Annotated in this window: 24 protein-coding genes and 3 tRNA genes; 14 read left to right on the top strand and 13 right to left on the bottom strand. The window is 58.4% G+C overall.

Features of this window, described 5'->3' with window-relative positions; all coding sequences use genetic code 11:
- Positions 1-13: 13 nt before the first annotated feature.
- The 3 genes from ACR0MJ_RS04375 to ACR0MJ_RS04385 are packed head-to-tail and all read right to left on the bottom strand — an operon-like array spanning position 14 to position 2,494.
- Positions 14-928, bottom strand: a complete 915-nt coding sequence (locus tag ACR0MJ_RS04375) for a pseudouridine-5'-phosphate glycosidase (RefSeq protein ID WP_480759437.1) — start codon at positions 926-928, stop codon at positions 14-16.
- Positions 925-1,818 (bottom strand): PfkB family carbohydrate kinase, encoded by an 894-nt coding sequence (locus tag ACR0MJ_RS04380; RefSeq protein WP_170406044.1) that lies wholly within the window; start codon positions 1,816-1,818, stop codon positions 925-927. The genes ACR0MJ_RS04375 and ACR0MJ_RS04380 overlap by 4 nt, the downstream gene beginning before the upstream one ends.
- 55 nt (positions 1,819-1,873) lie before the next feature.
- The gene (locus ACR0MJ_RS04385) at positions 1,874-2,494 is read right to left on the bottom strand and encodes a thiamine phosphate synthase (protein WP_480704952.1); all 621 of its coding nucleotides are present in this window, start codon (positions 2,492-2,494) and stop codon (positions 1,874-1,876) included.
- Between the two features lie 164 nt (positions 2,495-2,658).
- On the opposite strand from ACR0MJ_RS04385, the gene ACR0MJ_RS04390 reads away from it, so the two are divergent.
- From ACR0MJ_RS04390 to ACR0MJ_RS04400, 3 genes are read left to right on the top strand one after another with little or no spacing between them, the layout of a single operon-like run.
- Complete coding sequence (locus ACR0MJ_RS04390; protein ID WP_170396917.1) at positions 2,659-3,402, top strand: RNA methyltransferase; 744 nt, start codon at positions 2,659-2,661, stop codon at positions 3,400-3,402.
- A gap of 59 nt (positions 3,403-3,461) precedes the next feature.
- Positions 3,462-4,607, top strand: a complete 1,146-nt coding sequence (gene ctaA, locus ACR0MJ_RS04395; protein WP_480736085.1) for a heme A synthase — start codon at positions 3,462-3,464, stop codon at positions 4,605-4,607.
- Between the two features lie 4 nt (positions 4,608-4,611).
- Positions 4,612-6,081, top strand: coding sequence for a carboxypeptidase M32 (locus ACR0MJ_RS04400; protein WP_170662680.1), 1,470 nt, complete (start codon positions 4,612-4,614; stop codon positions 6,079-6,081).
- Between the two features lie 23 nt (positions 6,082-6,104).
- Here the strand turns inward: ACR0MJ_RS04400 and trhA are convergent, their stop codons facing one another.
- On the bottom strand, positions 6,105-6,773 hold the full coding sequence (gene trhA / locus ACR0MJ_RS04405; protein ID WP_480759441.1) for a PAQR family membrane homeostasis protein TrhA: 669 nt from the start codon (positions 6,771-6,773) through the stop codon (positions 6,105-6,107).
- Positions 6,774-6,899: 126 nt separating this feature from the next.
- Positions 6,900-9,623, bottom strand: coding sequence for a DNA gyrase subunit A (gyrA, locus tag ACR0MJ_RS04410; protein ID WP_480759445.1), 2,724 nt, complete (start codon positions 9,621-9,623; stop codon positions 6,900-6,902).
- A 194-nt stretch (positions 9,624-9,817) separates the two neighbouring features.
- Between gyrA and ACR0MJ_RS04415 the strand changes: the two genes are divergently transcribed.
- Positions 9,818-10,087, top strand: a complete 270-nt coding sequence (locus tag ACR0MJ_RS04415) for an usg protein (protein WP_039535770.1) — start codon at positions 9,818-9,820, stop codon at positions 10,085-10,087.
- A 3-nt stretch (positions 10,088-10,090) separates the two neighbouring features.
- On the opposite strand, the gene ACR0MJ_RS04420 is transcribed toward ACR0MJ_RS04415, so the two are convergent.
- Positions 10,091-11,044, bottom strand: coding sequence for a radical SAM protein (locus ACR0MJ_RS04420; RefSeq protein WP_480759447.1), 954 nt, complete (start codon positions 11,042-11,044; stop codon positions 10,091-10,093).
- 163 nt (positions 11,045-11,207) lie between these two features.
- On the opposite strand from ACR0MJ_RS04420, the gene zwf reads away from it, so the two are divergent.
- The 4 genes from zwf (at position 11,208) to ACR0MJ_RS04440 (ending at position 16,672) form a co-directional block, all read left to right on the top strand.
- Positions 11,208-12,662, top strand: a complete 1,455-nt coding sequence (gene zwf / locus ACR0MJ_RS04425; protein WP_170732317.1) for a glucose-6-phosphate dehydrogenase — start codon at positions 11,208-11,210, stop codon at positions 12,660-12,662.
- Complete coding sequence (gene pgl, locus ACR0MJ_RS04430) at positions 12,659-13,330, top strand: 6-phosphogluconolactonase (protein WP_480759450.1); 672 nt, start codon at positions 12,659-12,661, stop codon at positions 13,328-13,330. The genes zwf and pgl overlap by 4 nt, the downstream gene beginning before the upstream one ends.
- 5 nt (positions 13,331-13,335) lie before the next feature.
- A complete protein-coding gene (gene pgi, locus ACR0MJ_RS04435; RefSeq protein ID WP_170406019.1) occupies positions 13,336-14,946 on the top strand; it encodes a glucose-6-phosphate isomerase in 1,611 nt (536 codons plus the stop codon).
- Between the two features lie 106 nt (positions 14,947-15,052).
- Entirely contained in the window at positions 15,053-16,672 is a 1,620-nt protein-coding gene (locus tag ACR0MJ_RS04440; RefSeq protein ID WP_480590851.1) for a long-chain-fatty-acid--CoA ligase, read from the top strand.
- Positions 16,673-16,690: 18 nt separating this feature from the next.
- Here ACR0MJ_RS04440 and ACR0MJ_RS04445 read toward each other — a convergent pair.
- From ACR0MJ_RS04445 to ACR0MJ_RS04455, 3 genes are all read right to left on the bottom strand, one after another.
- Positions 16,691-16,765: transfer RNA gene (locus ACR0MJ_RS04445), tRNA-Asn, on the bottom strand.
- A 117-nt stretch (positions 16,766-16,882) separates the two neighbouring features.
- A tRNA-Asn gene (locus ACR0MJ_RS04450) sits at positions 16,883-16,957 on the bottom strand.
- A 73-nt stretch (positions 16,958-17,030) separates the two neighbouring features.
- On the bottom strand, positions 17,031-17,945 hold the full coding sequence (locus ACR0MJ_RS04455; RefSeq protein ID WP_480759457.1) for an MBL fold metallo-hydrolase: 915 nt from the start codon (positions 17,943-17,945) through the stop codon (positions 17,031-17,033).
- Between the two features lie 44 nt (positions 17,946-17,989).
- Between ACR0MJ_RS04455 and ACR0MJ_RS04460 the strand changes: the two genes are divergently transcribed.
- Entirely contained in the window at positions 17,990-19,309 is a 1,320-nt protein-coding gene (locus tag ACR0MJ_RS04460; RefSeq protein ID WP_480759462.1) for an ATP-binding protein, read from the top strand.
- A 2-nt stretch (positions 19,310-19,311) separates the two neighbouring features.
- Here ACR0MJ_RS04460 and ACR0MJ_RS04465 read toward each other — a convergent pair.
- Positions 19,312-19,388, bottom strand: a tRNA-Ile gene (locus ACR0MJ_RS04465).
- 107 nt (positions 19,389-19,495) lie between these two features.
- Here ACR0MJ_RS04465 and purM point away from each other — a divergent pair.
- The 3 genes from purM to rnd all read left to right on the top strand — a co-directional run bounded on the left by purM (position 19,496) and on the right by rnd (position 22,403).
- Complete coding sequence (gene purM, locus ACR0MJ_RS04470; RefSeq protein WP_480759465.1) at positions 19,496-20,542, top strand: phosphoribosylformylglycinamidine cyclo-ligase; 1,047 nt, start codon at positions 19,496-19,498, stop codon at positions 20,540-20,542.
- Positions 20,539-21,135: a phosphoribosylglycinamide formyltransferase gene (gene purN, locus ACR0MJ_RS04475; protein ID WP_480759467.1), complete on the top strand. Its 597-nt coding sequence runs from the start codon at positions 20,539-20,541 to the stop codon at positions 21,133-21,135. The genes purM and purN overlap by 4 nt, the downstream gene beginning before the upstream one ends.
- Positions 21,136-21,245: 110 nt before the next feature.
- On the top strand, positions 21,246-22,403 hold the full coding sequence (gene rnd, locus ACR0MJ_RS04480) for a ribonuclease D (RefSeq protein ID WP_170406001.1): 1,158 nt from the start codon (positions 21,246-21,248) through the stop codon (positions 22,401-22,403).
- Here rnd and ACR0MJ_RS04485 read toward each other — a convergent pair.
- The gene (locus ACR0MJ_RS04485; protein ID WP_170392961.1) at positions 22,400-22,924 is read right to left on the bottom strand and encodes a hypothetical protein; all 525 of its coding nucleotides are present in this window, start codon (positions 22,922-22,924) and stop codon (positions 22,400-22,402) included. The genes rnd and ACR0MJ_RS04485 overlap by 4 nt on opposite strands.
- Positions 22,925-23,065: 141 nt before the next feature.
- Between ACR0MJ_RS04485 and ACR0MJ_RS04490 the strand changes: the two genes are divergently transcribed.
- The gene (locus ACR0MJ_RS04490) at positions 23,066-23,476 is read left to right on the top strand and encodes a SufE family protein (RefSeq protein ID WP_170595504.1); all 411 of its coding nucleotides are present in this window, start codon (positions 23,066-23,068) and stop codon (positions 23,474-23,476) included.
- Positions 23,477-23,479: 3 nt separating this feature from the next.
- On the opposite strand, the gene ACR0MJ_RS04495 is transcribed toward ACR0MJ_RS04490, so the two are convergent.
- Positions 23,480-24,145 carry a DUF1638 domain-containing protein gene (locus tag ACR0MJ_RS04495; RefSeq protein ID WP_170595506.1) on the bottom strand — a complete coding sequence of 222 codons (666 nt, stop codon included), beginning with the start codon at positions 24,143-24,145 and terminating at the stop codon, positions 23,480-23,482.
- 101 nt (positions 24,146-24,246) lie between these two features.
- Entirely contained in the window at positions 24,247-24,945 is a 699-nt protein-coding gene (locus tag ACR0MJ_RS04500) for a corrinoid protein (RefSeq protein ID WP_170392964.1), read from the bottom strand.
- A gap of 315 nt (positions 24,946-25,260) precedes the next feature.
- Here ACR0MJ_RS04500 and ACR0MJ_RS04505 point away from each other — a divergent pair, with 315 nt between their 5' ends.
- On the top strand, positions 25,261-26,328 hold the full coding sequence (locus ACR0MJ_RS04505) for a PA0069 family radical SAM protein (protein WP_480759474.1): 1,068 nt from the start codon (positions 25,261-25,263) through the stop codon (positions 26,326-26,328).
- Positions 26,329-26,331 lie beyond the last annotated feature (3 nt).

A 26,331-nucleotide genomic window follows, 5' to 3' on the forward strand; every position in this document is an offset into this window, starting at 1 on the left:
GCAATAGCTGGGGTCAGTGGGCTGATTCCGTTAGCGCACGCGCGATGACCGCTGCCAGTCGGGCGTTGTTGCGTACCAAAGCGATGTTGGCGGTAAGCGAACGGCCTTCGGTCTGTTCATAGATACGCTGTAGCAGATAAGGTGTGACGCCTTTACCTGTGATCCGGTGAGTTTCTGCATCGGCCTGTGCGGACGCGATGATCGGGGCCAGCTCCTCGGACGGGATCTGGTCGGCTTGCGGGATCGGGTTAGCGACCAACTGACCACCCGGCAGCCCCAACGCACGCCGTGCTGCGTGGGCTTTTGATATGTCAGCGGCATCATCCATGCGCAGCGGGGCTGCCAAGGGTGATTTTGCGGACCAGAAGGCCGGGAACTCGTCCTGTCCGTGGGCGATGACGGGGACGCCGAGCGTTTCCAGAACTTCAAGTGTTTTGGCGAGGTCGAGGATGGCTTTGGCCCCGGCCGCGACCACAGTCACCGGGGTCTGCGCGAGCTCGTGCAGGTCAGCGGAGATGTCGAAGGAGGTTTCGGCCCCCTGATGCACCCCACCGATGCCTCCGGTGGCGAAGACCTCGATGCCTGCATAATGTGCGGCGATCATTGTTGCGGCGACGGTGGTGGCCCCGGTGCCGCCTGTGGCGAGGCAGGCGGCCATGTCAGCGCGTGACAGTTTGGCGACGCCTTGCGCCTGACCCAGTGCGCTCAGCTGGTCGGCTTCGAGGCCGACGTGCAAAACTCCGTCAATAACGGCAATCGTTGCTGGAACGGCGCCCGCATCGCGGATGTCTTGTTCAACCTGTGCCGCGACCTCGATGTTCTGGGGGTAGGGCATGCCATGGGTGATGATGGTGCTTTCCAATGCCACGATCGGTTGGCCCGCATCCTTGGCGGCGCGGACCTCTGCAGAATAATGAATGGTGATCACAGTGGGGTTTCTCCGGAAACATAGGTTGCAGCGGCGCGCAGCGCGCGGCTGAGTGCCGCGTCGCTGTCGGCACCATTCGCCTCGGCCGCGATATGGGCGGCCATGAAAGTGTCACCCGCGCCGGTCACGCGGGTGACCAGAACGGAAGGGGGTGTTTGGGTCAAGACAGCATCAGCATCCCCGACGGTGGCCGAGTTGCCGCCATCGGTCACAAGAACCCGCAACGCGCCACGGTCCAGCAGGCCTTTGGCGGCGCTCTCGGAATCGGTGAACTCGCGCTGGCAAAGCAGTCCGGCCTCTTCGAGATTCACATAGAGCGTTGCACGGGCGTGTTTGAGGAAGGGCAGCAGCCGTTCTGCCTTGCCGGGCGAGGCCGGGGCGACGCGCAGGTCGGCTTTAGCGAAGGCGGGGCTTTGGGCGATCTCTTCCAACAAGGTCAGCGTCAGGTTGCCGTCCAGCGCGATAGGTCCTTCAAATGGGGTATTCTCGTAGCCCAGTGGCCCGTGCATCAGGGGGTGCAGGATTTTGGCTCCGGCAGCTTCAAGCGAATGCGCATCGGCAATGGCGGCGATCAGCCCGTTGGCTCCTTCAACCGCCATATATCTGTCGGTTGGCAGGTCTTGCGAGCGATAGATGTGATCGGTGACCATCCCCAAACGCGCGCAGGACCGGACCAGTTCATCCCCTTCAGCGTCGCGGCCAATTGCGGTCAGCAAAGTCGGGGTCATTCCGAACCGCACCAGCGTCATGGCGATGTTCATGGCGACGCCACCCGGCAGGCGAGTAATGCGGCCGGGTACATCCGAGCCCTGTCGCATGGCGCTGGCCGAGCGTCCGATCACGTCCCAAAGGACCGAGCCGATGCACAAAATTTCGCTGTTCTTGTTCATGCCTTGTGTCATGCCGCAGCCCCGACGCGGGTGCAAGGGTTAACGCTCGCATCCCTCAGCGCATTGCGGCAATCAGAGAGTTCAGCGCCTCCAACGGGTTATCTTGCGACCAGATTTCCTCTCCGATGCCGAAGAAATCGGTGCAGGGGGTGAGGTCTCGGATCAGATCAGACGTCAGGCCGCCCTCGGCCACGACGGGAACCTCGATCATTTCGGACCACCATTGGAACAGGTCCTTTTCGGCCTGAGTACCATCGCCCAGCGTGGCTGAACCAACCGGGCCAAAGGCCACGTAATCCGCGCCACTTTCACCAGCAGTCATCCCGTCATGACTGGAAGACCCGCAAAAACTGCCGACAATCGCATCCGTGCCCAGCTCCTTGCGGGCTGCCCTGACAGACCGCGCGCCGTCATCCAGATGCACCCCGTCCAGACCCAACCGCTGCGCCAGCAATACATGGTTGGAAATCACGATGGCTACATCGCGCGCATGCGCAACTTCGCGGCAAGCATCGGCGGCGCGCGCGATGGTATCTTCGTCGCTTCCAGCCAAGGCGAGGCGGATACATGCAATTTCAGACCCGTCCAATACGTGGCCCAATTGATCAGGGAATGTACTCAGCGCGATGGTCGGAGGCGTGATCAGGTAAATCTGCGGCTGCTCGGGGGTGTCCATGGCGCGTCCTTCGGGTTTGTCATCTTTCGCGCGGTTTAGCGGATTGCGCGCGGGAAGCAAACTTTTATGCCGGCTACGTACCCTTTTGCGAACAGAAGACGCCGGGCCGACTTGCCCTCGACCCATGCGGCCATTAGAGCAAGCGGAGTTTTTCGGAGTTAGCCATGCCCAGCGATACATCACAGCCGTCTTTTGTTCTGGTGCGCCCTCAGATGGGTGAGAACATCGGTGCTGCCGCGCGGGCGATGTGGAACTTTGGGCTGGATCGGATGCGGATCGTGGCACCGCGCGACGGCTGGCCCAACCCCAAGGCGGTGGCGATGTCCAGCGGGGCCGGGCGGCTTTTGGATGAGGCGCAGTTGTTCGACGATCTGGCGGGCGCGCTGGAGGACACCACCTTTGTCTTCGCCACCACAGCGCGGCAACGTGGGTTGACCAAGCCTGTCTATAGCCCGGAGCGCGCAATGCAGCTTGCATCGCAGAAAGTGGCGGCGGGCGAAAAGGTCGCTGTTCTGTTTGGCCCGGAACGGGCAGGGCTTGAAAACGAAGATATTGCCAAGGCCAATGCGATTATCTCGGTGCCAGTGAATCCGGAATATGCGTCGTTGAACCTCGGGCAGTGCGTTCTGCTGACCGCCTATGAATGGATGCGCCAGACCGGGGATGTCGTGCATGAGGCAACTGATCTGGGCAAGGGCGATTGGGCGACCGGGATCGAGGTTGAAAAGTTGGTCGAGCATTATGAGGACCGTCTGGAACAGGCCGGGTTCTTTTATCCGCCGGAAAAAGCCGAAGGAATGAAGGTGAACCTGCGCAATCTGTGGTCGCGGATGCGGATGACACGGGCCGATGTACAGATGCTTCACGGGATCATGCGGCAGATGGTCCGCTGGAAAGACAAAAGCTGAGGCTGGACCTATCTTCCGCCAAACCATAGCTTGCGACGAAATCAGGACATGAGGACAGCATGAGCGGTAAGCGCAGCATCTTCGAAGAGGTCTCGGACAGCGAAAAACAACAGGCCGTCCAACCCGGTATGATCGACCGGGGGCGTGGCGGTGCGCGGGCCGCGATCCGGGTTTGGCTGATGATCCTGTTCGCGCTGGTCGTGATCATGATTGCCGTGGGCGGGCTCACGCGGCTGACCGACAGTGGACTATCGATCACCGAATGGCGACCTATTACGGGTGCGATCCCACCGATGAACGCCGCCGACTGGCAAGCCGAATTCGACAAATACAAGCAGATTGACCAGTGGCGCATTCAGAACCAATGGATGGAGCTGGATGATTTCAAAACCATCTATTGGTGGGAATGGGGCCATCGCCAGTTGGGCCGCGTGATAGGATTGGTTTGGGCCGTTGGATTTATCGGTTTCCTTGTGACCCGCAAGATTCCGACAGGATGGGCTGGTAAGCTGCTGATCCCCGGCCTGCTTGGCGGTGTTCAGGGTGCTGTAGGCTGGTGGATGGTCGCCTCGGGCGTCACACAGGGTGAAGGCATGACCGCCGTTGCCAGCTATCGTCTGGCAACGCATCTTGGCTTGGCCTTCGTGATCCTCGGCTTTCTTGCCTGGTACATCTTTGAACTTGGCCGTGACGAACGCGACCTGATGCAGGCCCGCCGCGCGAAAGAGGCTAAGCTTTTCTCGATATCGACCGGACTGCTGCACTTCACCTTCCTGCAAATCCTCATCGGTGCGCTGGTGGCCGGGATCGACGCGGGGAGGTCCTACACTGACTGGCCCCTGATTGGCGGTCAGTTGCTGCCGCCCGATGCGACCATGCTGGAACCGATGTGGCGTAACTTCTTTGAAAGTCCCGGTCTGGTGCAGTTTATCCACCGTTGCGTCGGCTATCTGCTCTTTATTTTCGCCATCATAGTCTGGCGGCGCGGTGGCAGCAGCGCGCACCCACAGACCCGCTTTGCCTTCAACGCCATGTTCGCAGCTTTGTCACTGCAAGTGGTCGTGGGCATCATCACAGTCGTCTATGCGGCACCTTGGCAGATCGCCATTTTCCACCAGTTCATGGCCGTGGTCGTCTGGACCCTGATCCTGCGCGCCCGCTTCCTGACAGCTTACCCTATCGCAACATCTGTGCGCGGAGCATGATCCCATGACAGCATACAATGACCTGATGGCCTTTCAGCGCGAAACCTCGGCCCTGGGCCAGATTGCCGGTAGGCTCGGCTGGGACCAGGAAACGGTGATGCCGCGTGGTGCCGCGCCGCAACGGGCCGAGGAAATGGCAGCGATCGAGGCTGTATTGCATGCTCGCCGCTCTGACCCTCGGGTTGCCGAATGGTTGGAGCAGGCCGCACCGCAAGATGAGGTCGGCAAGGCACAACTGCGTGAGATACGCCGCGCCTATGACCGCGCGGTGAAGGTGCCCGCCGATCTGGCGACGGCGATTGCACGCGTGACATCCGCCGCGCAGGGCACATGGGCCCAGGCGCGAGCGGACGAAGATGTCTCAGCCTTCCTGCCGGTTCTGGAAGAAGTTGTCTCGCTGAAACGGCAAGAAGGTGAAGCGCTGGCACAGGGTGGCGACGTTTATGATGCGATGGTTGAGGATTACGAGCCCTACACAACCGGCGCTCAGATCGCCGCGATCTTTGACGAAATGCGCCCACGTCTTGTGGCTCTTCGCGCCGCCGTTCTGGATCGCCCGGAACCTGTCGCGCTGACCGGCAACTTTGACGAACTGACCCAGATGCGCCTGACGCAGAAACTGGCCACGACATTCGGCTATGACCTGAACAATGGCCGCGTCGACAAAGCGGTGCATCCGTTCAGCTCGGGCAGCGGGCTGGACGTTCGGATCACCACCCGCACCAGCGAGACCGATCCGTTCAACTGCTTTTACTCGACCATTCACGAGGTTGGACACGCCGCCTATGAGCAGGGCATCGACCGCGATTACCTGCTGACCCCGCTAGGACGTGGTGTGTCGATGGGTGTGCATGAAAGCCAAAGCCGGATTTACGAAAACCAGCTGGGCCGCTCGCGCGCCTTTACCGGATGGCTGTTTGACCAGATGAAAGAGGCGTTCGGTGATTTTGGCATCGCCGATGCGGATGCGTTCTATGCCACCGTCAACCGCGTCCACAACGGCTATATCCGGACCGAGGCGGATGAGGTGCAGTACAATCTGCACATCATGCTACGGTTTGATTTGGAACGCGCACTGATGGCCGGTGACTTGCAGGTCGGCGACCTTGAAGCCGCTTGGAACAACCGCTTCAAAGCAGATTTTGGTTATGCGGTCGACAAGCCCTCGAACGGGTGTTTGCAGGACGTACACTGGTCGGTTGGCCTGTTTGGCTATTTCCCGACCTATTCGCTGGGTAATGTCTATGCGGGATGCCTGTATCAAACACTGCGCGCGGCAATTCCCGGACTTGAGGGGCAGTTGGCAGCTGGCGATACTTCCGGGGCGACCGGTTGGCTTCGAGAGCATGTGCAGCAGCATGGAGGACTGTACGCGCCCCGCGAAATCATTCAGCGCGCCAGTGGGGTGGAACCAGGGCCGGAGCCGCTGTTGGCTTATCTGGAGCAGAAGTTCGGGGCGTTGTACGGGCTTTGAGGCGTGTTCGTGGCGCTCCGGCGTTACACTGGTCCTGACGGTACCATTTCGATACGCAAGGCAACAGCGGCGAAGAAAAGGCCGCTTCCTGCCAATACAAATACGTGCCAGATGGTGTTGTGGTAGGGTAGCCAGTCCAGAAGGTAGAATACCACGCCTGCGGTATAGATGAGGCCTCCGGCGATCATCAAATTAAGGGTAAGGGGTAAAAGTTCGGCCAACATGGATTGTCCGGCCCAAACCGCGGCCCATCCCATCAGAAGATACAGCGCCAGCCCGAACCAGCGGAAGCGGTTCGGGTCGATCATCTTCAGAACAGAGCCCAGCGTCGCAGAAGACCACAGCCCCAGCAAAAGCCCCGGAGGTTGCGAAGCCGAGAGCAGCAGGAACGGCGTATAAGTTCCTGCGATCTTCACGTAGATACCCGAGTGATCAAGGCGGCGCAGAAACTCTGCCCACTCATCATGCTCGATCATGTTGTAGAGCGCCGAGAACGTCAGCATCAAAACCAGAGTTATTCCATAGATCGAGGCGCCCAACACCGCCGCCGGGTCTGACCGATAGAAGACTGTCATGATGATCAGTATAGGCGCTGCGATCACCGCCGAAGAAACACCCAGCACATGAACAACACCGTCACTTATTCGCTCAGCACGGCTATAGGCAGGTCGGATATGGGCGAATGACCACATATCGAAATGCTAGGCGTGCCGGGTCTGCTGGGGCAAGCCCACCCTCGTGCCGTTGGCAGGAACGTGACCCTGAGTAACAAAAACGCCCGCAATACGGGCGTTTTGTTACACTTCTGTAGTGCTTTGTTATTCCTCGGCTTCTTCGTCACCCTGGTCGGCGATCCAGGCCACACTGACGACTTCCTCGCCTTTGCCGGTGTTGAATACACGCACACCACCCGCGCTGCGGGAGCGGAACGAGATGCCCTCGACCGGCACCCGGATCGATTGGCCTTTCGAGGTAGCCAGCATGATCTGATCGTCGATTTCTACGGGGAAGGAGGCAACCAGTTCGCCACCGCGCATGGCTTTGTCCATCGCCGCCACACCCATGCCACCGCGACCGCGGACAGGGTAGTCGTGACTGGAGCTCAGCTTGCCCGCGCCGCCCGACGTGATGGTCAAGATCAGGTTCTCGGCTGCCGACATCTCGGCATAGCGTTCCTGCGTGATACTGCCAGGCGCGGCTTCGTCCTCGTCCGTTTCGCCGTCATCCGCAATGCCCGCGACTGCGCGGCGCATCTTGAGGTAGGCGGCGCGCTCGTCCGGGTCGGCCTCGAAATGGCGAATTACGGACATCGAGACGACACGGTCGCCATTGCTCAGCCTGATGCCGCGCACACCGGTAGATTCGCGTGAGTTGAAGACACGTACATCAGTGGTCCGGAAGCGGATCGCACGGCCCGAATTGGTGACCAGCATCACGTCTTCATCTTCTGAACAGATGCGAGCGTTTACCAGTTCCACATCCTCGGGCAGTTTCATCGCGATCTTGCCATTGCGGCGGACGTTCGTGAAATCTGACAGACGATTGCGACGCACGTCACCCGCGCTGGTGGCGAAGACGATTTGCAGGTTCTCCCACTCTTCATCCGGCACATCCACGGGCATGATCGCCGCGATGGAAACTCCGGTCGGGATCGGCAGGATGTTGACGATCGCTTTGCCCTTACCGGTCCGGCTGGATTGCGGCAGACGCCAGGTCTTAAGTTTGTAGACCATGCCTTCGGTGGTGAAGAACAGCAGCTGAGTATGCGTGTTCGCCACGAAGAGGTTGGTGACCACGTCCTCTTCTTTGGTCTGCATTCCCGACAGGCCTTTCCCGCCGCGTTTCTGAGCCCGGAAATCGGCCAGCGGGGTGCGCTTAATATAGCCGCCCGAGGTAACGGTCACGACCATGTCTTCCCGCTCGATCAGGTCTTCGTCTTCCATGTCGCCGGACCAGTCGACGATCTCGGTGCGGCGGGGAACGGCGAACTGCTCGCGGACGCTGCGCAGCTCATCGGCGATGATGCCCATGATACGCTCGCGCGAGGACAGAATATCCAGGTATTCCTTGATCTTGGCGGCCAGTTCTTCAAGCTCGTCCGTGACCTCTTTGACGCCCAGTTGGGTCAGGCGTTGCAGGCGCAACTCGAGGATGGCGCGGGCCTGAACCTCGGTCAGGTTATAGGTCCCGTCGTCATTCATCTTGGACAGAGGATCGTCGATCAGGCGCAGATAGCCTTCGATATCAGATGCAGGCCAACGGCGAGTCATCAGCTTTTCACGCGCCTCTGCGGCATCAGCGGACGAGCGGATCGTGGCGACTACTTCGTCCACGTTCGAAACCGCAACAGCCAGACCACACAGGATATGGCTACGCTCGCGTGCTTTGCGCAGATCGTACGCGGTGCGGCGGGCAACAACGTCTTCGCGGAAGTCGATGAACGAGGTCAGGAACCGGCGAAGGGTCAGCTGTTCAGGCCGACCACCGTTCAGAGCCAACATGTTGCAGCCGAACGAGGTTTGCATCGGCGAGAAGCGGAACAGCTGGTTCAGAACAACCTCGGGCGTTGCATCACGTTTCAGCTCGACCACGACGCGCACGCCGTTCCGGTCGGATTCGTCCTGCACATGGGCCACACCTTCGATGCGTTTCTCACGCACCGCCTCGGCGATCTTTTCGATCATCGAGGCCTTGTTCACCTGATAGGGAATCTCGTCCACAACAATCGCGTAACGGTCTTTGCGGATTTCCTCGGTGCGGGTCTTGGCGCGGATGATGACGCTGCCACGGCCTTCCAGATAGGCTTTACGCGCACCAGACCGGCCAAGCATCACGCCACCGGTCGGGAAATCCGGGCCGGGGACGTATTCGATCAATTGCTCGGAAGTCAGATCGGGGTCGTCGATCAATGCCAGCGTGGCGTCGACCACTTCGCCCAGATTGTGCGGCGGGATATTGGTCGCCATACCCACGGCGATACCACCGGCGCCATTGACCAGCATGTTCGGGAAGCGGGCGGGCAGGACGGTCGGCTCTTTGTCCTTGCCGTCATAGTTGTCCTGAAAATCGACCGTCTCTTTTTCGATATCAGCCAGAAGGGACGCGGCGGGCTTGTCCATCCGCACTTCGGTGTAACGCATCGCCGCCGGGTTATCGCCGTCCATCGAGCCAAAGTTGCCCTGACCGTCCAGCAGCGGCAGCGACATCGAGAAATCCTGCGCCATCCGCACCAACGCGTCATAGATCGCGCTATCGCCGTGCGGGTGATATTTACCCATCACGTCGCCCACCGGACGGGCCGACTTGCGGTAGGCCTTGTCATGGGTGTTCCCGGTTTCGTGCATCGCGTAGAGGATACGTCGGTGCACCGGCTTCAGCCCGTCGCGCAGATCGGGGATCGCGCGGCTGACGATGACCGACATCGCATAGTCCAGATAGGACGTGCGCATTTCAGATTCGATGGAGACCGTCGGGCCGTCATAAACGGGGCGATCAGGCGGGGTTTCGTCCATGTTTTCAGGGATTTCTGGCGTATCGCTCACGTAGGCTGCCCGTGTCTTGTTCTTGATCTATATCTTGTGGATACACTTTATCAGACCCGGCATATAAGGTGCAAGCAAGCAACCGTCCCCCGGCCAAATTAGCTCGGTAACACCAGAGTAACATATTGTTATCTAAGTATTAGGAGAGTTCCGTGTTACCCTGAGTGGACCTTGTAACAAGTTTGGAGGTCTGCATGGCGCAAAGTGAAACTGAACTCATGCTTAAGGGGTACGGGCTGACCACGGCGGAATTCTTCTACCACATGCCTGACTATATTCACGTGCTGAACACGTTCATCTGGCAGGATTACGACCTTGCTCCGGACCATCCCAAGCTGTTCGAATTCGTGGAATTCTGGCAGAAAGAGATCGAGGGGCCGCTGCATTCGGTCCGCTTCACGCACCGTAAAATGATCGCGCCGGGGGAATGGCGCAATATGGTGGGTGAGTTCCGGGTGAACTAGCCCTCAGGCCGAACAGCTCGCGCCGCCCAATACACAGAATTTGGCGCAGTGCGGGTGGTTCAGATGTACGTCGGCCTCGGCTTCGGCGAGGGTCTCGCCCATTTCAAATTCCGGCGAATAGGGCAGCAACGTGCAGGCCAGTACTGCCGGACGTTCGGCGCCTTTGCGTTTGACCACCATACGCGAACTGGCGCACATCACCGCATCGGGGGATTTGTCCAGGATGCCCCAGCAAGCGGTTGTAATTTCAGGGACTTCGACGGTTTCGTCCATCTCGGGGAATAATACGGTTTGCCCCGGATTTTGTGCATCAATGTCAAAGCCGTGCTTGGCAAAGAATGCTGCATACCCCGCGCGGCTTTCAGCGTCGCTATCCCCCCAAACGGTGCGCCCGGCGATGGCCATCTTGAAGCCGTTATCCCGCAGCCACTCCATCCCCGTCAGGGTTTTGGCAAAACTGCCTTTGCCGCGTTCTTCGTCATGCAGATCGGGGCGGTAGTGGTCGACGGAGACACGCAGCGTCAGTTTTTCTGCGTAGTCGCGCTGTAATTCCAGCAAACCCTCGCGCATTTTGCGGCGCATCATCGGCCGCATTGCATTGGTCAGGATCAAAACTTCGTACCCGCGCTCTAGCGCAACGCGCGTCATCTCGATCATCTCGGGGTTCATGAAGGGCTCACCACCTGTAAAGCCTATCTCGCGGATCGGCCATTGGCGCTGTTCGATCTGATCCAGATAGTCGCGGACTTCGTCGGCGGTGATGTAAACCAGAGCATCGTTGGTTGGGCTGCTGGCGATATAACAGTTTACGCACTCGATGTTGCACAGCGTTCCGGTGTTGAACCAAAGGGTTTCGGGATGAGTCAGCGCGACGGACGCGCGCGTTTGCCCGTCTGCTGTCACTAAACTGTTCTGAAACTTCCCGATATTCGCAGCCTGTTGGGCGTTGTCTTTCATTCCGGCATCCGGTTCTGTGCTTGTGCCAAACCGACTTAACCGTTTGTGCCGGTTTAGTTAAGAGTATCTACCCCTCGCTGACAGAGTTTTGATGTGGGAAGAAAGTTGCTGATTGGTTGCGCTAACATTGGACATGCCCCAAGCGGCAAGGTAAGGAAAAGCCATGGTTTCTCGTGTCATACCTGTTGACCCATTTGATCTGGTCATATTCGGCGGAACCGGCGATCTGGCACAGCGCAAGATCGTTCCGGCCCTGTTTCGGCGTTACTGCGCCGGGCAGTGGCCCGAGGCCACCCGGATCATCGGCGCAGCGCGGGGCGCTCTGACCGTTGATGGCTTTCGCGAGATGGTGGCCGAATCGTTGCGCCAGCACGCACCGAAGCGGGCAAATGATCAGGAGGCTGTGAACGGTTTTCTGCAGCGCGTGGAGTATGTCCCGCTTGACGCATTGTCCGAAGATGGTTGGGCCCAGTTGGCCGAAATGCTGAATGCGGATCGTATCAGGGCCTTCTATTTCTCGGTAGGCCCCCGATTGTTTGGCCCGCTGGCCGAACAGATCAGGGCGCACAATCTGGCCACCCCGCAAACCCGTATCGTCGTCGAAAAGCCTTTTGGGCACGATCTGGAAAGTGCACGCGCGTTGAATGCGACACTGGCGGCGCATTTTGACGAAGGGCAAATCTATCGGATCGATCATTATCTGGGTAAGGAAACCGTTCAGAATCTGATGGCCGTTCGGTTCGGCAACATGCTGTTCGAACCGCTTTGGAACAGCCAGTATGTCGATCACATTCAGATCACTGTGGCCGAGACCGTCGGGATTGACGGTCGTGAAGAATATTACGAGCGCGCCGGCGCCATGCGCGACATGATGCAAAACCATCTGATGCAGCTTTTGTGTCTGATCGCGATGGAACCACCCGCAAAATTTGACCCGGACGCGGTGCGCGATGAGAAACTCAAGGTCATACGCGCGTTGGATTCGGTTGAGCCGCACCATATCGTACGAGGTCAGTTTGCAGGCGGTGCCGATGGCCGGGGGTATCGTGAAGTTGTCGGCAATCAAAGGTCGACGACGGAAAGCTACATCGCATTGCGCGCGCATATCAGCAATTGGCGTTGGGCGGGCACACCGTTCTATCTGCGCACGGGCAAAGAGCTGGTGGCGCGGTCCTCGGTCATCAATGTGATGTTCAAGGATGCTCCGCATTCGATTTTTGGCGAAGAGGCCGGGCGTCATGCGAATGCTCTGTCGATCCGGTTGCAGCCCAATGAAGGCATCACTTTGAAAGTGACAATCAAAGAGCCGGGGCAGGGAGGCATGCGTCTGGTTGACGTTCCGCTGGACATGAGCTTTGCCGAAGCGCTTGGGCCTGAAAACCAGGACCCACCTGACGCTTATGAGCGGCTGGTGATGGATGTCATTCGCGGCAACCAAACGCTGTTCATGCGCGGTGATGAGGTAGAAGCCGCATGGGCCTGGACCGATCCGATTATCGCGGGCTGGGAGGCGCGCGGTGATGTTCCCAAACCCTATGAAAACGGCAGCACCGGCCCGGGCGACGCCGAGCTGCTGATGAAACGAGACCACCGCCGCTGGCAAGGAATAAATCCATGAATATCAAAGAATACGCCGATCGCGACATGCTGGCGATTGATGTCGCGAATGCATTGGCCGGAGATCTTGAGGCCGCATTGCTACATCATGATACTGTCTCGTTGGCCGTTCCGGGCGGAACCACACCGGGGCCGATCTTTGATGGATTGTGCGCTGCGGATCTGGAATGGGATCGTGTGCACATACTGCCGACCGATGAAAGATGCGTGCCGGGTGATCACGAGCGTTCGAACGAGAGGTTGATCCGGGAACGGTTGCTGACCAGTCGCGCATCCATTGCACAATACATGCCGCTCTATGTTGCGGAACATGAGCCTGAGGCGGTTTTGCCCGAGATCGAAAGCCTGATTAACCCGCATCTGCCGCTATCGGTTCTGGTGCTGGGTATGGGTGAGGACATGCATACCGCCTCGCTCTTTCCGGGGATGCAGGGCTTGTCTGCTGCTCTGAACAACAACGCCCCGACACTGGCGGTAGCGCGGACCGATGTGCAGCCCGAAGCGCGTATCACGCTGACGGGTCCGGTTCTGGACGGCGCTTTGTCCAAGCATCTCGTCATATTCGGAGAAACTAAACGGAGTGCCCTGGATCGTGCCATGTCACTGCCACCCGAGGAAGCTCCGATCGCGGCCGTGCTCAGCGGCATGACCGTACATTGGGCGGAGTAATCACGATGCAGCTGGATCAATTGAACTCACTCGCAGCCACACAGACGGGCCGTCGGATACTCGATCTGTTTGACGCCGATCCAAACCGGGCGCAGGGTTTCTCTGCTTCGACCGGAGATCTGCTGTTTGACTATTCGAAGACACAAATCGACGAAGATATCCGCGCGGCACTGATCCAGCTTTGCGATCAAGTCGAATTGGCAGAGCGTCGGGCCGCGATGTTCTCCGGTGAAAAGATCAACGAAACCGAAGGTCGGGCTGTATTGCATACCGCGCTACGCAATCTCGACGGAGGCCCGGTCGAGGTCGATGGTCAGGATGTAATGCCGGACGTACTGGGCACTTTACAGCGAATGCGCGTCTTTGCCGAAGAAGTGCGTGGCGGGGCGATCAAAGGGGCAGGGGGCAGCTTTACGGATGTGGTCAACATTGGCATCGGCGGCTCGGACCTTGGGCCGGTGATGGCGACGCATGCCTTGGCACCTTATCACGACGGGCCAAGGCTGCATTATGTCTCAAACGTGGATGGTGCGCATATTGCGGATACGCTGCGCCCGCTTGATCCGACACGGACTCTGGTGATTGTCGCTTCGAAGACCTTTACGACCATCGAGACGATGACCAATGCACGCACGGCGCGGGCTTGGATGGTCGATGGTGGTGGTGATCCGGCGCGGCAATTCGCAGCGGTCTCCAGCGCTGTTGACAAGACTCAGGCCTTCGGGATTCCCGAGTCGCGGGTGTTTGGCTTCGCGGATTGGGTCGGCGGGCGGTACTCGGTCTGGGGGCCGGTCGGACTGCCGGTGATGATCGCCGTTGGCTCGAACGCGTTTGACGCGTTTCTACGGGGCGGTCAGGCGATGGATCTGCACTTTCAATCCGCCGAATGGGCAGAAAACCTGCCAGTTATGCTGGCGCTTGTGGGGGTCTGGCATCGTCAGGTGCTTGGGCATGCCAGCCGCGCAGTTCTGCCATATGATCAGCGTCTGCTGCGCCTGCCTGCCTATTTCCAACAGCTTGAGATGGAATCGAACGGTAAATCTGTCGCGATGGATGGCAGCGCACTGACCATGCCTTCAGGTCCGGTTGTCTGGGGCGAACCCGGCACAAATGGGCAGCATGCATTTTATCAGTTGATCCATCAGGGCACCGATGTGATCCCCTGCGAATTCATGGTGGCTGCAAACGGGCATGAGCCGGAACTGGCCCATCATCATCGCCTTCTATTGGCCAATTGCTTGGCCCAGTCCGAAGCGCTAATGCGGGGTCGGTCGCTGGATGTTGCACGCGCACGCATGGCCGAAAAGGGCCTGACAGGCGACGAGTTGGAGCGTCAGGCACGCCATCGTGTGTTTTCGGGCGACCGCCCGTCAACCACGCTGATCTATCCGCAGCTTACCCCGTTTGTGCTGGGTCAAATCATTGCGCTTTATGAACACCGTGTGTTTGTCGAAGGCGTGCTGCTTGGCATCAACTCGTTCGATCAGTGGGGTGTTGAGCTGGGCAAGGAACTGGCAACGTCTCTGGGACCGATCGTGGACGGTGAGGTCAGCGCCGATGGCAAAGATGGCTCGACCTCGGCGCTGGTTGGATACGCATTGCGACATCGCGGTTGACGCGGCACCCTGCCGCACTCTCTTATTGTCAGACAATTGAATTCTTGGCAGGGTTGTTGCCAAGACATAACGGCGCGGCCAAGCGCTGACGATGGGAGGAATGTCCATGCTGGGACAGATGATGACGCAGCCTTTGCTGATTTCGTCGCTGATTGAACATGCTGAACGTTATCACGGGCAGACCGAGATCATCTCGGTCGAAACCGACGGAACCGTGACCGAGACCAACTGGTCCGGGATCGCGCAGAACGCCCGACGGATGGCTTCGGCGTTAGAGAAACTGGGGCTGCAACCGCAGGATCGCGTGGGCACGCTGGCCTGGAATAACCGCCGCCACCTTGAGATCTACTATGCGGTGTCCGGCGCGGGCTTTGTCTGCCACACGATCAACCCGCGTCTGTTTCCCGAACAACTAACCTATATCATTAACCACGCGCAGGACCGGGTCCTGTTCTTCGATGCGACCTTCCTGCCTTTGGTCGCCGCGCTGCAAGAGCATCTGACCGAGGTGCAGTACTATGTGCTGATGGGTGCGCGGGACGAGGCTGCGCTGTCTCAGGTGCCGGGGTTGGTTTTTTATGACGAGCTGATTGAAACCGGCGATACAGACTACGGGTGGCCCAGCTTTGATGAAAACACTGCCTCCAGCCTCTGTTATACTTCGGGTACCACTGGGAACCCCAAAGGCGTTCTCTATTCCCACCGCTCTACAGTTCTGCACAGCTTCGCGTCGAACACGCGCGACGTAATCGGCTATTCCGCTATGGATGTGGTGATGCCGGTGGTGCCAATGTTCCACGTCAACGCTTGGGGCTCGCCCTATGCCAGCGCTATGTCTGGTTCGCGAATGGTGATGCCGGGGCCGGGATTGCATGGCGAGGCATTGGTCAATCTGATCGACACATATGGCGTCACGCTGGCGATGGGCGTACCGACCATTTGGCAAGGTCTGCTGGCCCATGCCGCGACATGCGGGACCAAGTTGAAAAGCCTCAATCGTACTGTAATCGGTGGTGCGGCATGCCCGCCCTCAATGATTGAAACGTTCCGCGAAACTTATGGCGTCGATACCGTCCACGCCTGGGGCATGAGCGAAATGAGCCCGCTGGGCACGACGAACTATCCGATGGCCAAACATCTGGACATGCCCATGGAGGCACAGCACAAGCTGCGCGAAAACCAAGGCCGCCCGCCCTTTGGGGTTGAACTAAAAATCGTCGATGATGATGGCAGAGATCTTCCCCATGACGGTGAAACGCAGGGCGATCTGATGGTGCGCGGCCATTGGGTGCTGGACAGCTACTTCCACATGCAGGATGAGGCCTTGTTGCAGGATGGCTGGTTCGCGACTGGCGACGTTGCCACACTGGACCCGGATGGGTACATGACCATCCGCGACCGATCGAAGGACATCATCAAATCGGGGGGTGAATGGATCAGCTCTGTCGAGTTGGAGAATATCGCGGTCGCACACCCTCAACTAGCGACGGCTGCCGTTGTGGGCGTGCCGCATCCGAAATGGGACGAACGCCCGCTTTTAGTAGCAGTGAAGGCCGAGGGCGAAGAACCGACCGAGCAGGATTTGTTGGCATTCTTCGACGGCAAAATCGCCAAATGGCAGGTGCCCGACAAGGTCGTGTTCGTCGACGCCTTGCCCCTTAACGCGACCGGAAAGGTCCTGAAACGCACGTTGCGCTCGGATTTCAGTGATGCGCTGATGGTATAAGTGCCAGTCTGGGAAGAATGGCTCCGGCGGTAGGGATCGAACCTACGACCAATTGATTAACAGTCAACTGCTCTACCGCTGAGCTACGCCGGAACGGTCCGCGCCGTATAGCAACCTCAAATTGCGGCGTCCAGTGGGGTAGTGGAGTTTTTTCTGCGAAAAAACTTCGCCGTGGTTCACGCAGCTAATTATGAAGAATTTGGTGTGATTTGGCTCCGGCGGTAGGGATCGAACCTACGACCAATTGATTAACAGTCAACTGCTCTACCGCTGAGCTACGCCGGAACTGAGGGGCGTATAACAACCCGTATTTTCGGCGTCCAGAGGGGAAGCGCACGGGCCGTCAATTTTTTCCGATTCACGCGATGCGCTTGAAACGAGACGCAACTGACAGATCCCCCAAGGGCGCTACACGGGATCTGCCGGTCAGATCAACCAGATGGGCGAAGACATTACGCTCGGCCGCGGGAAGCAGCGCGGCGGGGGTTTCGATATAGATTCGCTGGGCAAGCTGTTGGGCCGTTTCTGGGCCATTTTCCAGGGCGTCGAGTATCTGTGATTCCCGCTGCAATCGGTGGTCTATCAGCCAATCCAGGCGCTTGGCAGGATTCGTGATAGGGGCACCATGGCCCGGATGAAAAACCGACCACTCGCGCGCACGCAGGCGGCGACAGGCCGCCATGAAATCCGTCAGGTCTCCGTCCGGGGGCGAGACCAGAGAGCTGGCCCAGCCCATGACGTGATCAGCCGTAAAGCAGACATCCCCCCAGGCCAACGCGACATGGTTGCCCAGATGGCCGGGTGTGTGGATCACTTCGAGTTGCCAGCCTTCTGCCGCGACGCGTTCACCGTCTTCAAGCTCGATATCAGGGCGGAAATCGGCATCGATTCCCTCACCACCTCCGGCAAGCCCGTTCTGGGCCAGCTCGGTCATGACTTCGCTGCGTCCAGCTTGCGGACCACCAAAAGCCAGAATCGGAGCGCCGGCGCGGGATGCGAGCGGGGCGGCCAAAGGCGAGTGATCCAGATGGGTGTGCGTAACAAATATGTGGCTGATCCGCTGCCCGGGTTCCAGCGCATCAACAATGGCTTGCAAATGGGCATCACTCAATGGCCCAGGGTCGATGACAGCAATGTCCTCATCGCCCAGAAGGTAGGTATTCGTACCACGATAAGTCATTGGCGAGGGATTGGGCGCAAGAATGCGCCTTAGCCCCGGGGTGAGCACGGCAACCTGTCCAGGGAGAGGGTTGAAATCGTCGGGGGCTTGCATTCTGACCTCTTCCTCTTGCCCGGGCAGCCCGCTAGGTTTAGCGCATGTCGACCCAATGGCTCAAACCCTATATGCCGCGTAGCCTATATGCGCGTGCCGCACTCATTCTGGTACTGCCGGTCATTGTCGTGCTTTTGGTGGTGGCGATTGCCTTTTTGCAAAAACATCTTGAAGAAGTGACCGCCCAGATGACCCGCACGGCGGCGCGCGAGGTGACACTGGTGCTGGACGTGATGGAGGGTGCGGAAACCCAGCAGCAGGCATTGGCAGCTGCGCGGCAGGACTTGTCGGTCTTGAACATGACCGCCCGGTTTCTGCCAGTGAATGAAGAGCCGAAAAGCAGCTCGCGTCGCTGGTACGATTTCATTGCCCCCCAAGTAGATGCGGAAATGCGTAGCTTGTTGCCCGAAACCCAGTATGTGGCTCTGCCGAACGGGCAGGATGTGCGACTTTTTCTAGCGACCAATCTGGGCATGCTTGAGTTGGGGTTTGACCGCCGACGCCTGTCGCCGACCGCGCCGCATCAATTGATCGTGACAATGGTGTTCTTTGCGGCGCTGATGACGACGATCTCATTTCTTTACATGCGCAATCAGTTGCGCCCGATCACGCGCCTTGCGGATGCAGCGCAGGCTTTTGGTCGCGGGCGCGTGGTGCCGTATTCGCCCGGAGGTGCGATTGAGGTACGCGCGGCTGGCAATGCCTTTGTTGATATGCGCGCCCGAATCGAGCGGCAGATCGAGCAGCGCACGCTCATGTTGTCTGGGGTCAGTCACGATCTACGCACGCCTCTGACACGCCTCAAGTTGGGGCTGTCGATGCTACCCGAGGATGAGGCCGCGCCATTGTTGCAAGACGTGGACGAGATGCAATCGCTGTTGGATGCATTTCTGGACTTCTCACGCGGTGCTGCCGAAAGCGCTCCCGAGGAGGTCGAGCCCGAAAACTGGCTAAGCCAGATCGTTGATGATGCACAACGAGCAGGCCAGAACGTCGAACTGATCTCGGTCGACGGGCAGGGGGCGGCCATGTTGCGCCCTTCGGCCATGCGCAGGGCGGTAGAGAATCTGATTGGAAACGCGAATCGCTATGGGTCGCGCGCCGAGGTGAGCCTGTCGATGACGCCAAAGTCGCTGCGCATTCGAGTCGAAGATGATGGCCCCGGTATCCCGGTCGAACAACGCACCGAGGCCGTTAAACCCTTCACGCGCCTTGATCCGGCGCGGAACCAGAATCAAGGCACCGGCGTGGGGCTGGGCCTTGCAATTGTTGCCGACATCGCCCGCGTACATGGTGGGATTCTGCGCCTAGGCAGCAGCGAAAGGCTGGGCGGATTATGCGCGGATATCGTGATTGGACGGTGAATTGGTAGGCCCGGAGGGACTCGAACCCCCAACCAAAGCGTTATGAGCGCTCTGCTCTAACCAATTGAGCTACAGGCCCGCCTGAGGGCTTTGCCTATCACGATGGCAGCCCGCGTCAAGCCTGACCGTTGCAACATGGCCCACAATCGAATAACCCGCGCGCAAAGCACTCATGAGGGATTGGCCATGACAGCGGGCAAGAACGGAATCACCTATGCCGACGCAGGTGTAGATATCGACGCAGGCAACGCTCTGGTCGATCGGATCAAGCCTGCCGCCAAGCGCACCAACCGTTCGGGCGTGATGAGCGGGCTAGGCGGGTTTGGCGCTCTGTTCGACCTGAAAGCGGCTGGCTATAAAGACCCGGTTCTGGTGGGCGCAACCGATGGTGTGGGCACCAAGCTGCGGATCGCAATTGATACTGGCGTTGTCGATGGCGTGGGAATCGATCTGGTGGCGATGTGCGTCAACGATCTGATCTGCCAAGGCGCTGAGCCGCTGTTTTTCCTGGATTATTTTGCCACCGGTAAGCTGGACACCGATACGGCCGCGCGGATTATCGAAGGAATTGCCGAGGGGTGTGTCCAATCTGGCTGCGCCCTGATTGGTGGTGAAACCGCCGAAATGCCGGGTATGTATCCTGACGGCGATTTCGATCTGGCCGGTTTCTCGGTTGGCGCCATGGAACGCGGGACCGCATTGCCCGAGGGCATTGAAAAGGGTGATGTCCTGCTGGGGCTGGCTTCGAACGGGGTGCATTCCAACGGCTATTCGCTGGTGCGCAAACTGGTTGAAATGTCCGGGCTGGGCTGGGAGGCAGAGTCGCCTTTCGGTGGCGGAACATTGGGTGAGGCTCTGCTGACCCCCACGCGGCTGTATGTGAAACCAGCGCTGCAGGCGATCCGGGCTGGCGGCGTTCGCGCGCTTGCCCATATCACCGGCGGCGGCCTCACCGAAAATCTGCCGCGCGTATTGCCCGAAGGGCTCGGGGCCGAGATTGATTTGAATGCTTGGGACTTGCCGCCTGTGTTCAAATGGATGGCCGAGACCGGTGGGATCGCCGAATCCGAGATGCTGAAGACCTTCAACTGCGGCATCGGCATGATTGTTGTCTGCGCTGCAGATCAGGCGGATGATCTTACAACACTGCTTGCAGAGGCAGGCGAATCCGTTGCGCGCATCGGAACGGTCACCGCAGCGCCGGGTATGGCCTATTCAGGCAAACTGCTGTGAGCCACAAGCGCGTCGCGATCCTGATCTCCGGGGGCGGATCGAACATGCTGTCGCTGGTCGACAGCATGAATGGCGATCATCCCGGTCGGCCATGTCTGGTATTGTCGAACGATGCAAATGCCGGAGGGCTGAAGAAAGCTGCACAGCGCGGAATTCCGACCGCAGCCGTCGACCACAAGCCCTTTGGCAAAGATCGCGCTGCGTTTGAGGCAGAACTGCTTAAACCGCTTATGGCAGCCCAGCCGGATGTTGTCTGTCTGGCCGGTTTCATGCGTGTATTGACGGGTGAATTTGTATCGCGTTTCCAGGGCCGGATGCTGAACATCCACCCATCGCTTTTGCCTAAGTACAAGGGTTTGAACACCCATGCCCGCGCCATTGAAGCAGGCGACGCCGAACATGGCTGCACCGTTCACGAAGTTACTGCAGCGTTGGATGACGGGCCGATTCTGGGTCAGGCGCGCGTGGGTGTACGGGTAGGGGACACGCCTGAGGAGCTCGCCGCCCGCGTGTTGACCTGGGAGCACAAACTCTACCCTGCCGTGCTTCGCCGTTATTGTATGGGCAACAATGACCCAGTTCTTCTGCCCTAACGCGGAGGGGTGATTTACACGCAAAGGTTATTCGTCTTATGGTCGCATATCGCTCGGGACGAGGACGGCACGGGCAGTCACAATAACCAAAAGCAAGAACAGCACCGCGCATGAAAACCCTGACGACGACGCAAGAGCTGGCCGCATTCTGCTCGGCTGCTGCACAATATCCTTATGTCACTGTAGATACCGAATTTCTGCGCGAACGGACCTATTATTCGAAACTCTGTCTGGTGCAGCTTGCAGTGCCATCGGAAGATGAAGACAGCGCCGTTCTGGTTGATCCATTGGCTGACGGCATGTCGCTGGAGCCTTTGTACCAGCTGTTCAGCGACGAAAGCGTGGTCAAGGTTTTCCACGCCGCGCGGCAGGATCTTGAAATTTTTTGGGTCGACGCGGGCGTCTTTCCGACTCCGTTGTTTGATACTCAGGTCGCTGCGATGGTCTGCGGTTTTGGTGAACAGGTTGGCTATGAAACTCTGGTCCGGAAGATCTGCAAGGAAGGGGTCGATAAAACTTCTCGCTTCACCGATTGGTCACGGCGCCCTCTGACGGATGCGCAGAAAACATACGCATTGGCAGATGTAACCCATCTTCGGAAAATCTATGAGCATCTGGCTGCAGAACTTAAGAAGTCGCGCCGGGATCACTGGGTCGCAGAAGAGCTTCGCATACTGACCCGACCCGAGACATATGACATTCGCCCGGAAGAGGCATGGCGGCGGGTCAAAACGCGGACCAACTCTGCCAAGTTTCTGGCCGTGGTTCGAGAGCTGGCGCAGTTCCGCGAGGCCTATGCGCAAGAGAACAATGTGCCACGAAGCCGTGTGTTCAAAGACGATGCGTTGATCGAGATGGCCTCGACCAAGCCCAAGACGCCCTCTGATCTGGGCGGGTCGCGCTTGTTGCTGCGCGAAGCGCGCAAAGGGGCAATCGCAGAAGGCATTCTGGAGGCGGTAAAACGGGGCGTAGGTTGCCCGCAAGACCGATTGCCGAAAATTGACAACAGCCGTGACAAGTTGAAGGTCAACCCGGCACTTGCAGATTTGCTGCGCGTTCTTTTGAAATCAAAGACCGAAAGCGCAGGCGTTGCCGCAAAATTGATCGCCTCCAGCGCGGAATTGGATCAGATCGCTGCAGGCGAACGAGAAGTTCCCGCCATGTCCGGTTGGCGGTTCGAGGTTTTTGGCGAGGACGCGCTGAAGCTTTGCGAAGGAAAGATTGCTTTGGCCGCCAAGGGACAGGCAGTGCAGGTTGTCTCGCTTTAACGGCGACGAGATTCCAACGCGTTCTGCTGGCCTTTGACCCGAACTAAACGAATACCTTCCAGTTCTTTTCGGCTTACATTGACGGCCTCTGAAACCATCCGCGACCGTTCGGTGCCCTGCGCAGTGGCGTAGTCCGGGTAATCCACGCGGAAGGTGAACTCCATAACGCCATTTTTGCTGAGTTCTTCGGATCTTACGCGCGCGAGCTGTGCGTTGAACGCACCCTGTCGAATGGCTGTGCCAGCCGCATAGATGATTGCGCCCGTCGAGGTTGGGTCGATCCGCAATTCGTTGATCACGGCGATTGGAACGCTGTTATCCTCGGCGTCCGGACGCTCGAACAGGCCTTTTTTGTCGGCATTTTCGGGAACCAATGCATTGGCGTCATCGGCTGATACTTCGGATGGGCTGGGTGTGCTGCTGCCAAACCAGTTCGATGGATTCGCGCTTGAGTTGCTCCAGTTGCTACAAGCGGACAGAGCCATTGTGAAGATCATCAGAACAGGCAGAGTTTTGTGCATGGACCCAGTACTTTGTGCAACTTTACCTGCATCGGGTTAACGCAAATTCGATCGTTTGAAAAGCCACGCTGGGGACTGGACAGTCGGTAACGCTGAGCATAGTTCACAATTGTGAATGCGTAACGCAAGGACGGACCCGATATGGCAACGCCAGCCTTCGAAGAGATAGTCGAGGATTTCGAGTTCCTGGAGGACTGGGAAGACCGCTATCGCCATGTGATCGAGCAGGGCAAAGCGATGGAGCCTCTGGATGATGCATTCAAAGTCCCTGCGACCAAGGTGAATGGTTGCGCCAGTCAGGTCTGGCTGCATCCAACCATTGAGGGCGGTCAATTCCGCTTTGACGGTGACAGCGATGCCCTGATTGTTCGGGGCCTGATTGCGGTTCTGCGTAGCCTGTATAACGGCTTGCCGGTGGCCGAGGTGCCCGGTGTTGATGCCGGTGGAGAACTCGCGCGTCTGGGGTTGCAGGATCATTTGTCTGCCCAACGTTCAAACGGGTTACGCGCTATGATAGAACGTATTCGCGAAGTGGCATTGGCCAGCGCCTGACTTTTAGGTGGATTTGCGCGCTGCCCAGTCAGCAAGCGTGGTTTCCAAATCGCCATAGCCGGTTTGCCGACGCTCGAACTCCAGCCCCATCCGATCAGCGCACTCCTGCGCGCGACGGGTCAAGTCGGGATCATCGGTTTGCGCCTGATAAACGAGCTTGGTGTAATTGCCGAAATACATCTCACGTAATTCAGGATGCCGGTCCAGACCCAGCGGTTTCCAGACAAACGCATCAAACTGCCGCGCAAGGAAATCTGTCAGATAAAAAGCGGTGGTTTCATCGTCGCCATGCGCGGCAAAGGCCAAATTGCCCTCGAAGAAAGAATAGCAATGGGGCCCTTGGATCATCTCGACCCCCAGCCGCTCGCATGCTGCCTGTAACAAGCCACCGGTTCCACAATCGGCATAGACAACGTAGATGCGGTCGTATGAGCCCCGATGCTTGGCAACCGCATCCTCGACCGCCTGTGTGATCTTTTCCGGGTGCACATGCAAAATGGCGGGCAGGCAAGTCAGGGCCATGTGATCCCAGCCGTTCCGTTCTTTCAGGTCCAGAATCTCGCGGGCCAGTGCACCGCATGCGATCAGAAGAATCGACTCGGCGCTGTGCGGTGCGACATAGCCTTGACGGGTCAGGCTGTCATCGTCTGGGATCTGTGAGCCGGTCATCTGATCTCTCTGGCTGGTCTTTAGCTATATATGTGCCCGAGGTTCGGACAAAAAAGGCCGCCCCAAAAAGGACGGCCTGTCTCACGATATGATCTCGCGCCTTAGCCGGCCAGTTGGTTGTGCTTGCGCGACATGAAGTCCTTGGCCATTTCCACCGCCACGGCTGCGTCGCGGCAATAGCCGTCAGCGCCGATCGCCTTGCCGAACTCTTCGTTCAGCGGAGCGCCGCCAACCAGAACGGTGTACTCATCACGCAGGCCTTGTTCGACCAACGTGTCGATTACGACCTTCATATAAGGCATCGTCGTCGTCAGCAGAGCGGACATGCCCAGAATGTCGGGCTGTTCGTTTTCCAGCGCTTCGAGGTAGTTCTCGACCGGGTTGTTGATGCCGATATCGACAACTTCGAACCCGGCGCCTTCCATCATCATCGCAACAAGGTTCTTGCCGATGTCATGGATGTCGCCCTTTACGGTGCCGATCACCATCTTGCCAACGCGCGGAGCACCAGTTTCAGCCAGCAGAGGCTTCAGGATCGCCATACCGCCTTTCATGGCGTTGGCCGCCAGCAGCACCTCAGGCACGAACAGGATTCCGTCGCGGAAGTCGTGGCCGACAATTGTCATGCCGCCAACCAGCGCTTTGGTCAGGATGTCATAGGGTTGCCATCCGCGCTCGAGCAGGATGTTCACACCTTCTTCGATCTCTTCCTTCAGGCCGTCATAAAGGTCATCGAACATCTGTTCGACGAGTTCGTCGTCATTCAGTTCGGATAGGACGATGTCTTCTTCATCAGACATGGGTATTTCCCTGAGCTGTGCGGGCCTGCGGCCCGTGGTGGCATTTTCACCGTTTTGGCCATTTCGTCGCAGGTCTACTGTGACGATTGCGACCTAGGTCGTTCTGAGACCGACCTATAGGCCGAATATTCGCACTCAGCGACATCGAATTTTGCAAGATCATCCTGCATTGGTTTCATTAGCCACGGTAAATTCACCTGCAGTCTAATGCGTCGTCGGTTTCGAGCATCTGATGATTTTTGGGAATCGAAACATGAATCTTGCCAGTGAAACTGGTTTTAATTACATCTAGTGATAGGAACAAAAGGCGAACAAATGACTGCTGCCATCAAAAGCCCTGGGCGCGGAGCAACCTCAAACGAAGCAGGTCGATTCGAGAGGTTTACAACCGAGTTGACCGAAGATGGCTGGGATTTGCCAGAGGAACTGCCCCCGTTGCGGACCGAAGTTCGGGAAGAAATGGCGCGCAATCTGATCACCTATAACAAGTCGCCGGACCTACCTTTTGACCGATCCATAAACCCATATCGGGGCTGCGAGCATGGATGCGTGTATTGCTTTGCTCGGCCAACGCATGCGTATCTGGGGCTGTCTCCGGGTTTGGATTTCGAAACCCGCCTTGTTGCGCGACCCAATGCGGCTGAGCTATTGCGTCGCGAACTCTCGGCACGTTCTTACAAGGTGGCCACGATTGCACTGGGAACCAACACCGATCCCTATCAACCGATTGAAAAAAACCGCAAGATAACAAGAAGCTGTCTAAAGGTTCTGAGAGATTTTCAACATCCGGTCGGTATTGTGACCAAGGGGACTCTGATCGAGCGTGATCTTGATATTCTGGCACCGATGGCCCGCAATGGCCTTGTCCGGGTTGGCATCTCGCTGACCACATTGGACCGCGATCTTTCCCGACGGATGGAACCCCGGGCGCCTTCACCGCAGCGCAGGCTCGGAATGATCCGCAACCTGACCGAGGCTGGCGTGCCTGTGCGCGTTATGACGTCTCCAATCGTGCCCGGATTAACCGATCATGAGCTGGAAAGTCTGCTGGAGGCCGGAAAGCAGGCTGGCGCCGATGCTGCAAGCTGGATCATGCTGCGACTTCCCCGTGAAGTATCCGCGCTCTGGCGCGAGTGGCTGATCGAACATCAGCCGGGCAGGGCTGAGAAGGTGATGGCACGGCTGCGCGAAATGCATGGGGGTAGGGAGTATGATCCCCGATGGGGCCACCGCATGCGGGGCGAAGGGACCTATGCCGAGATGATTGCGCAACGGTTCAAGGCCGCAGTCAAACGTCTCGGGCTGTCGACTGATATGCCGCCACTAAACTGTGCGGCTTTTGCGCCGCCACCTCAGCCCGGTGATCAGCTGGCTTTGTTCTGAAAC

The sequence above is a fragment of the Ruegeria sp. C6 genome, from assembly GCF_056537625.1.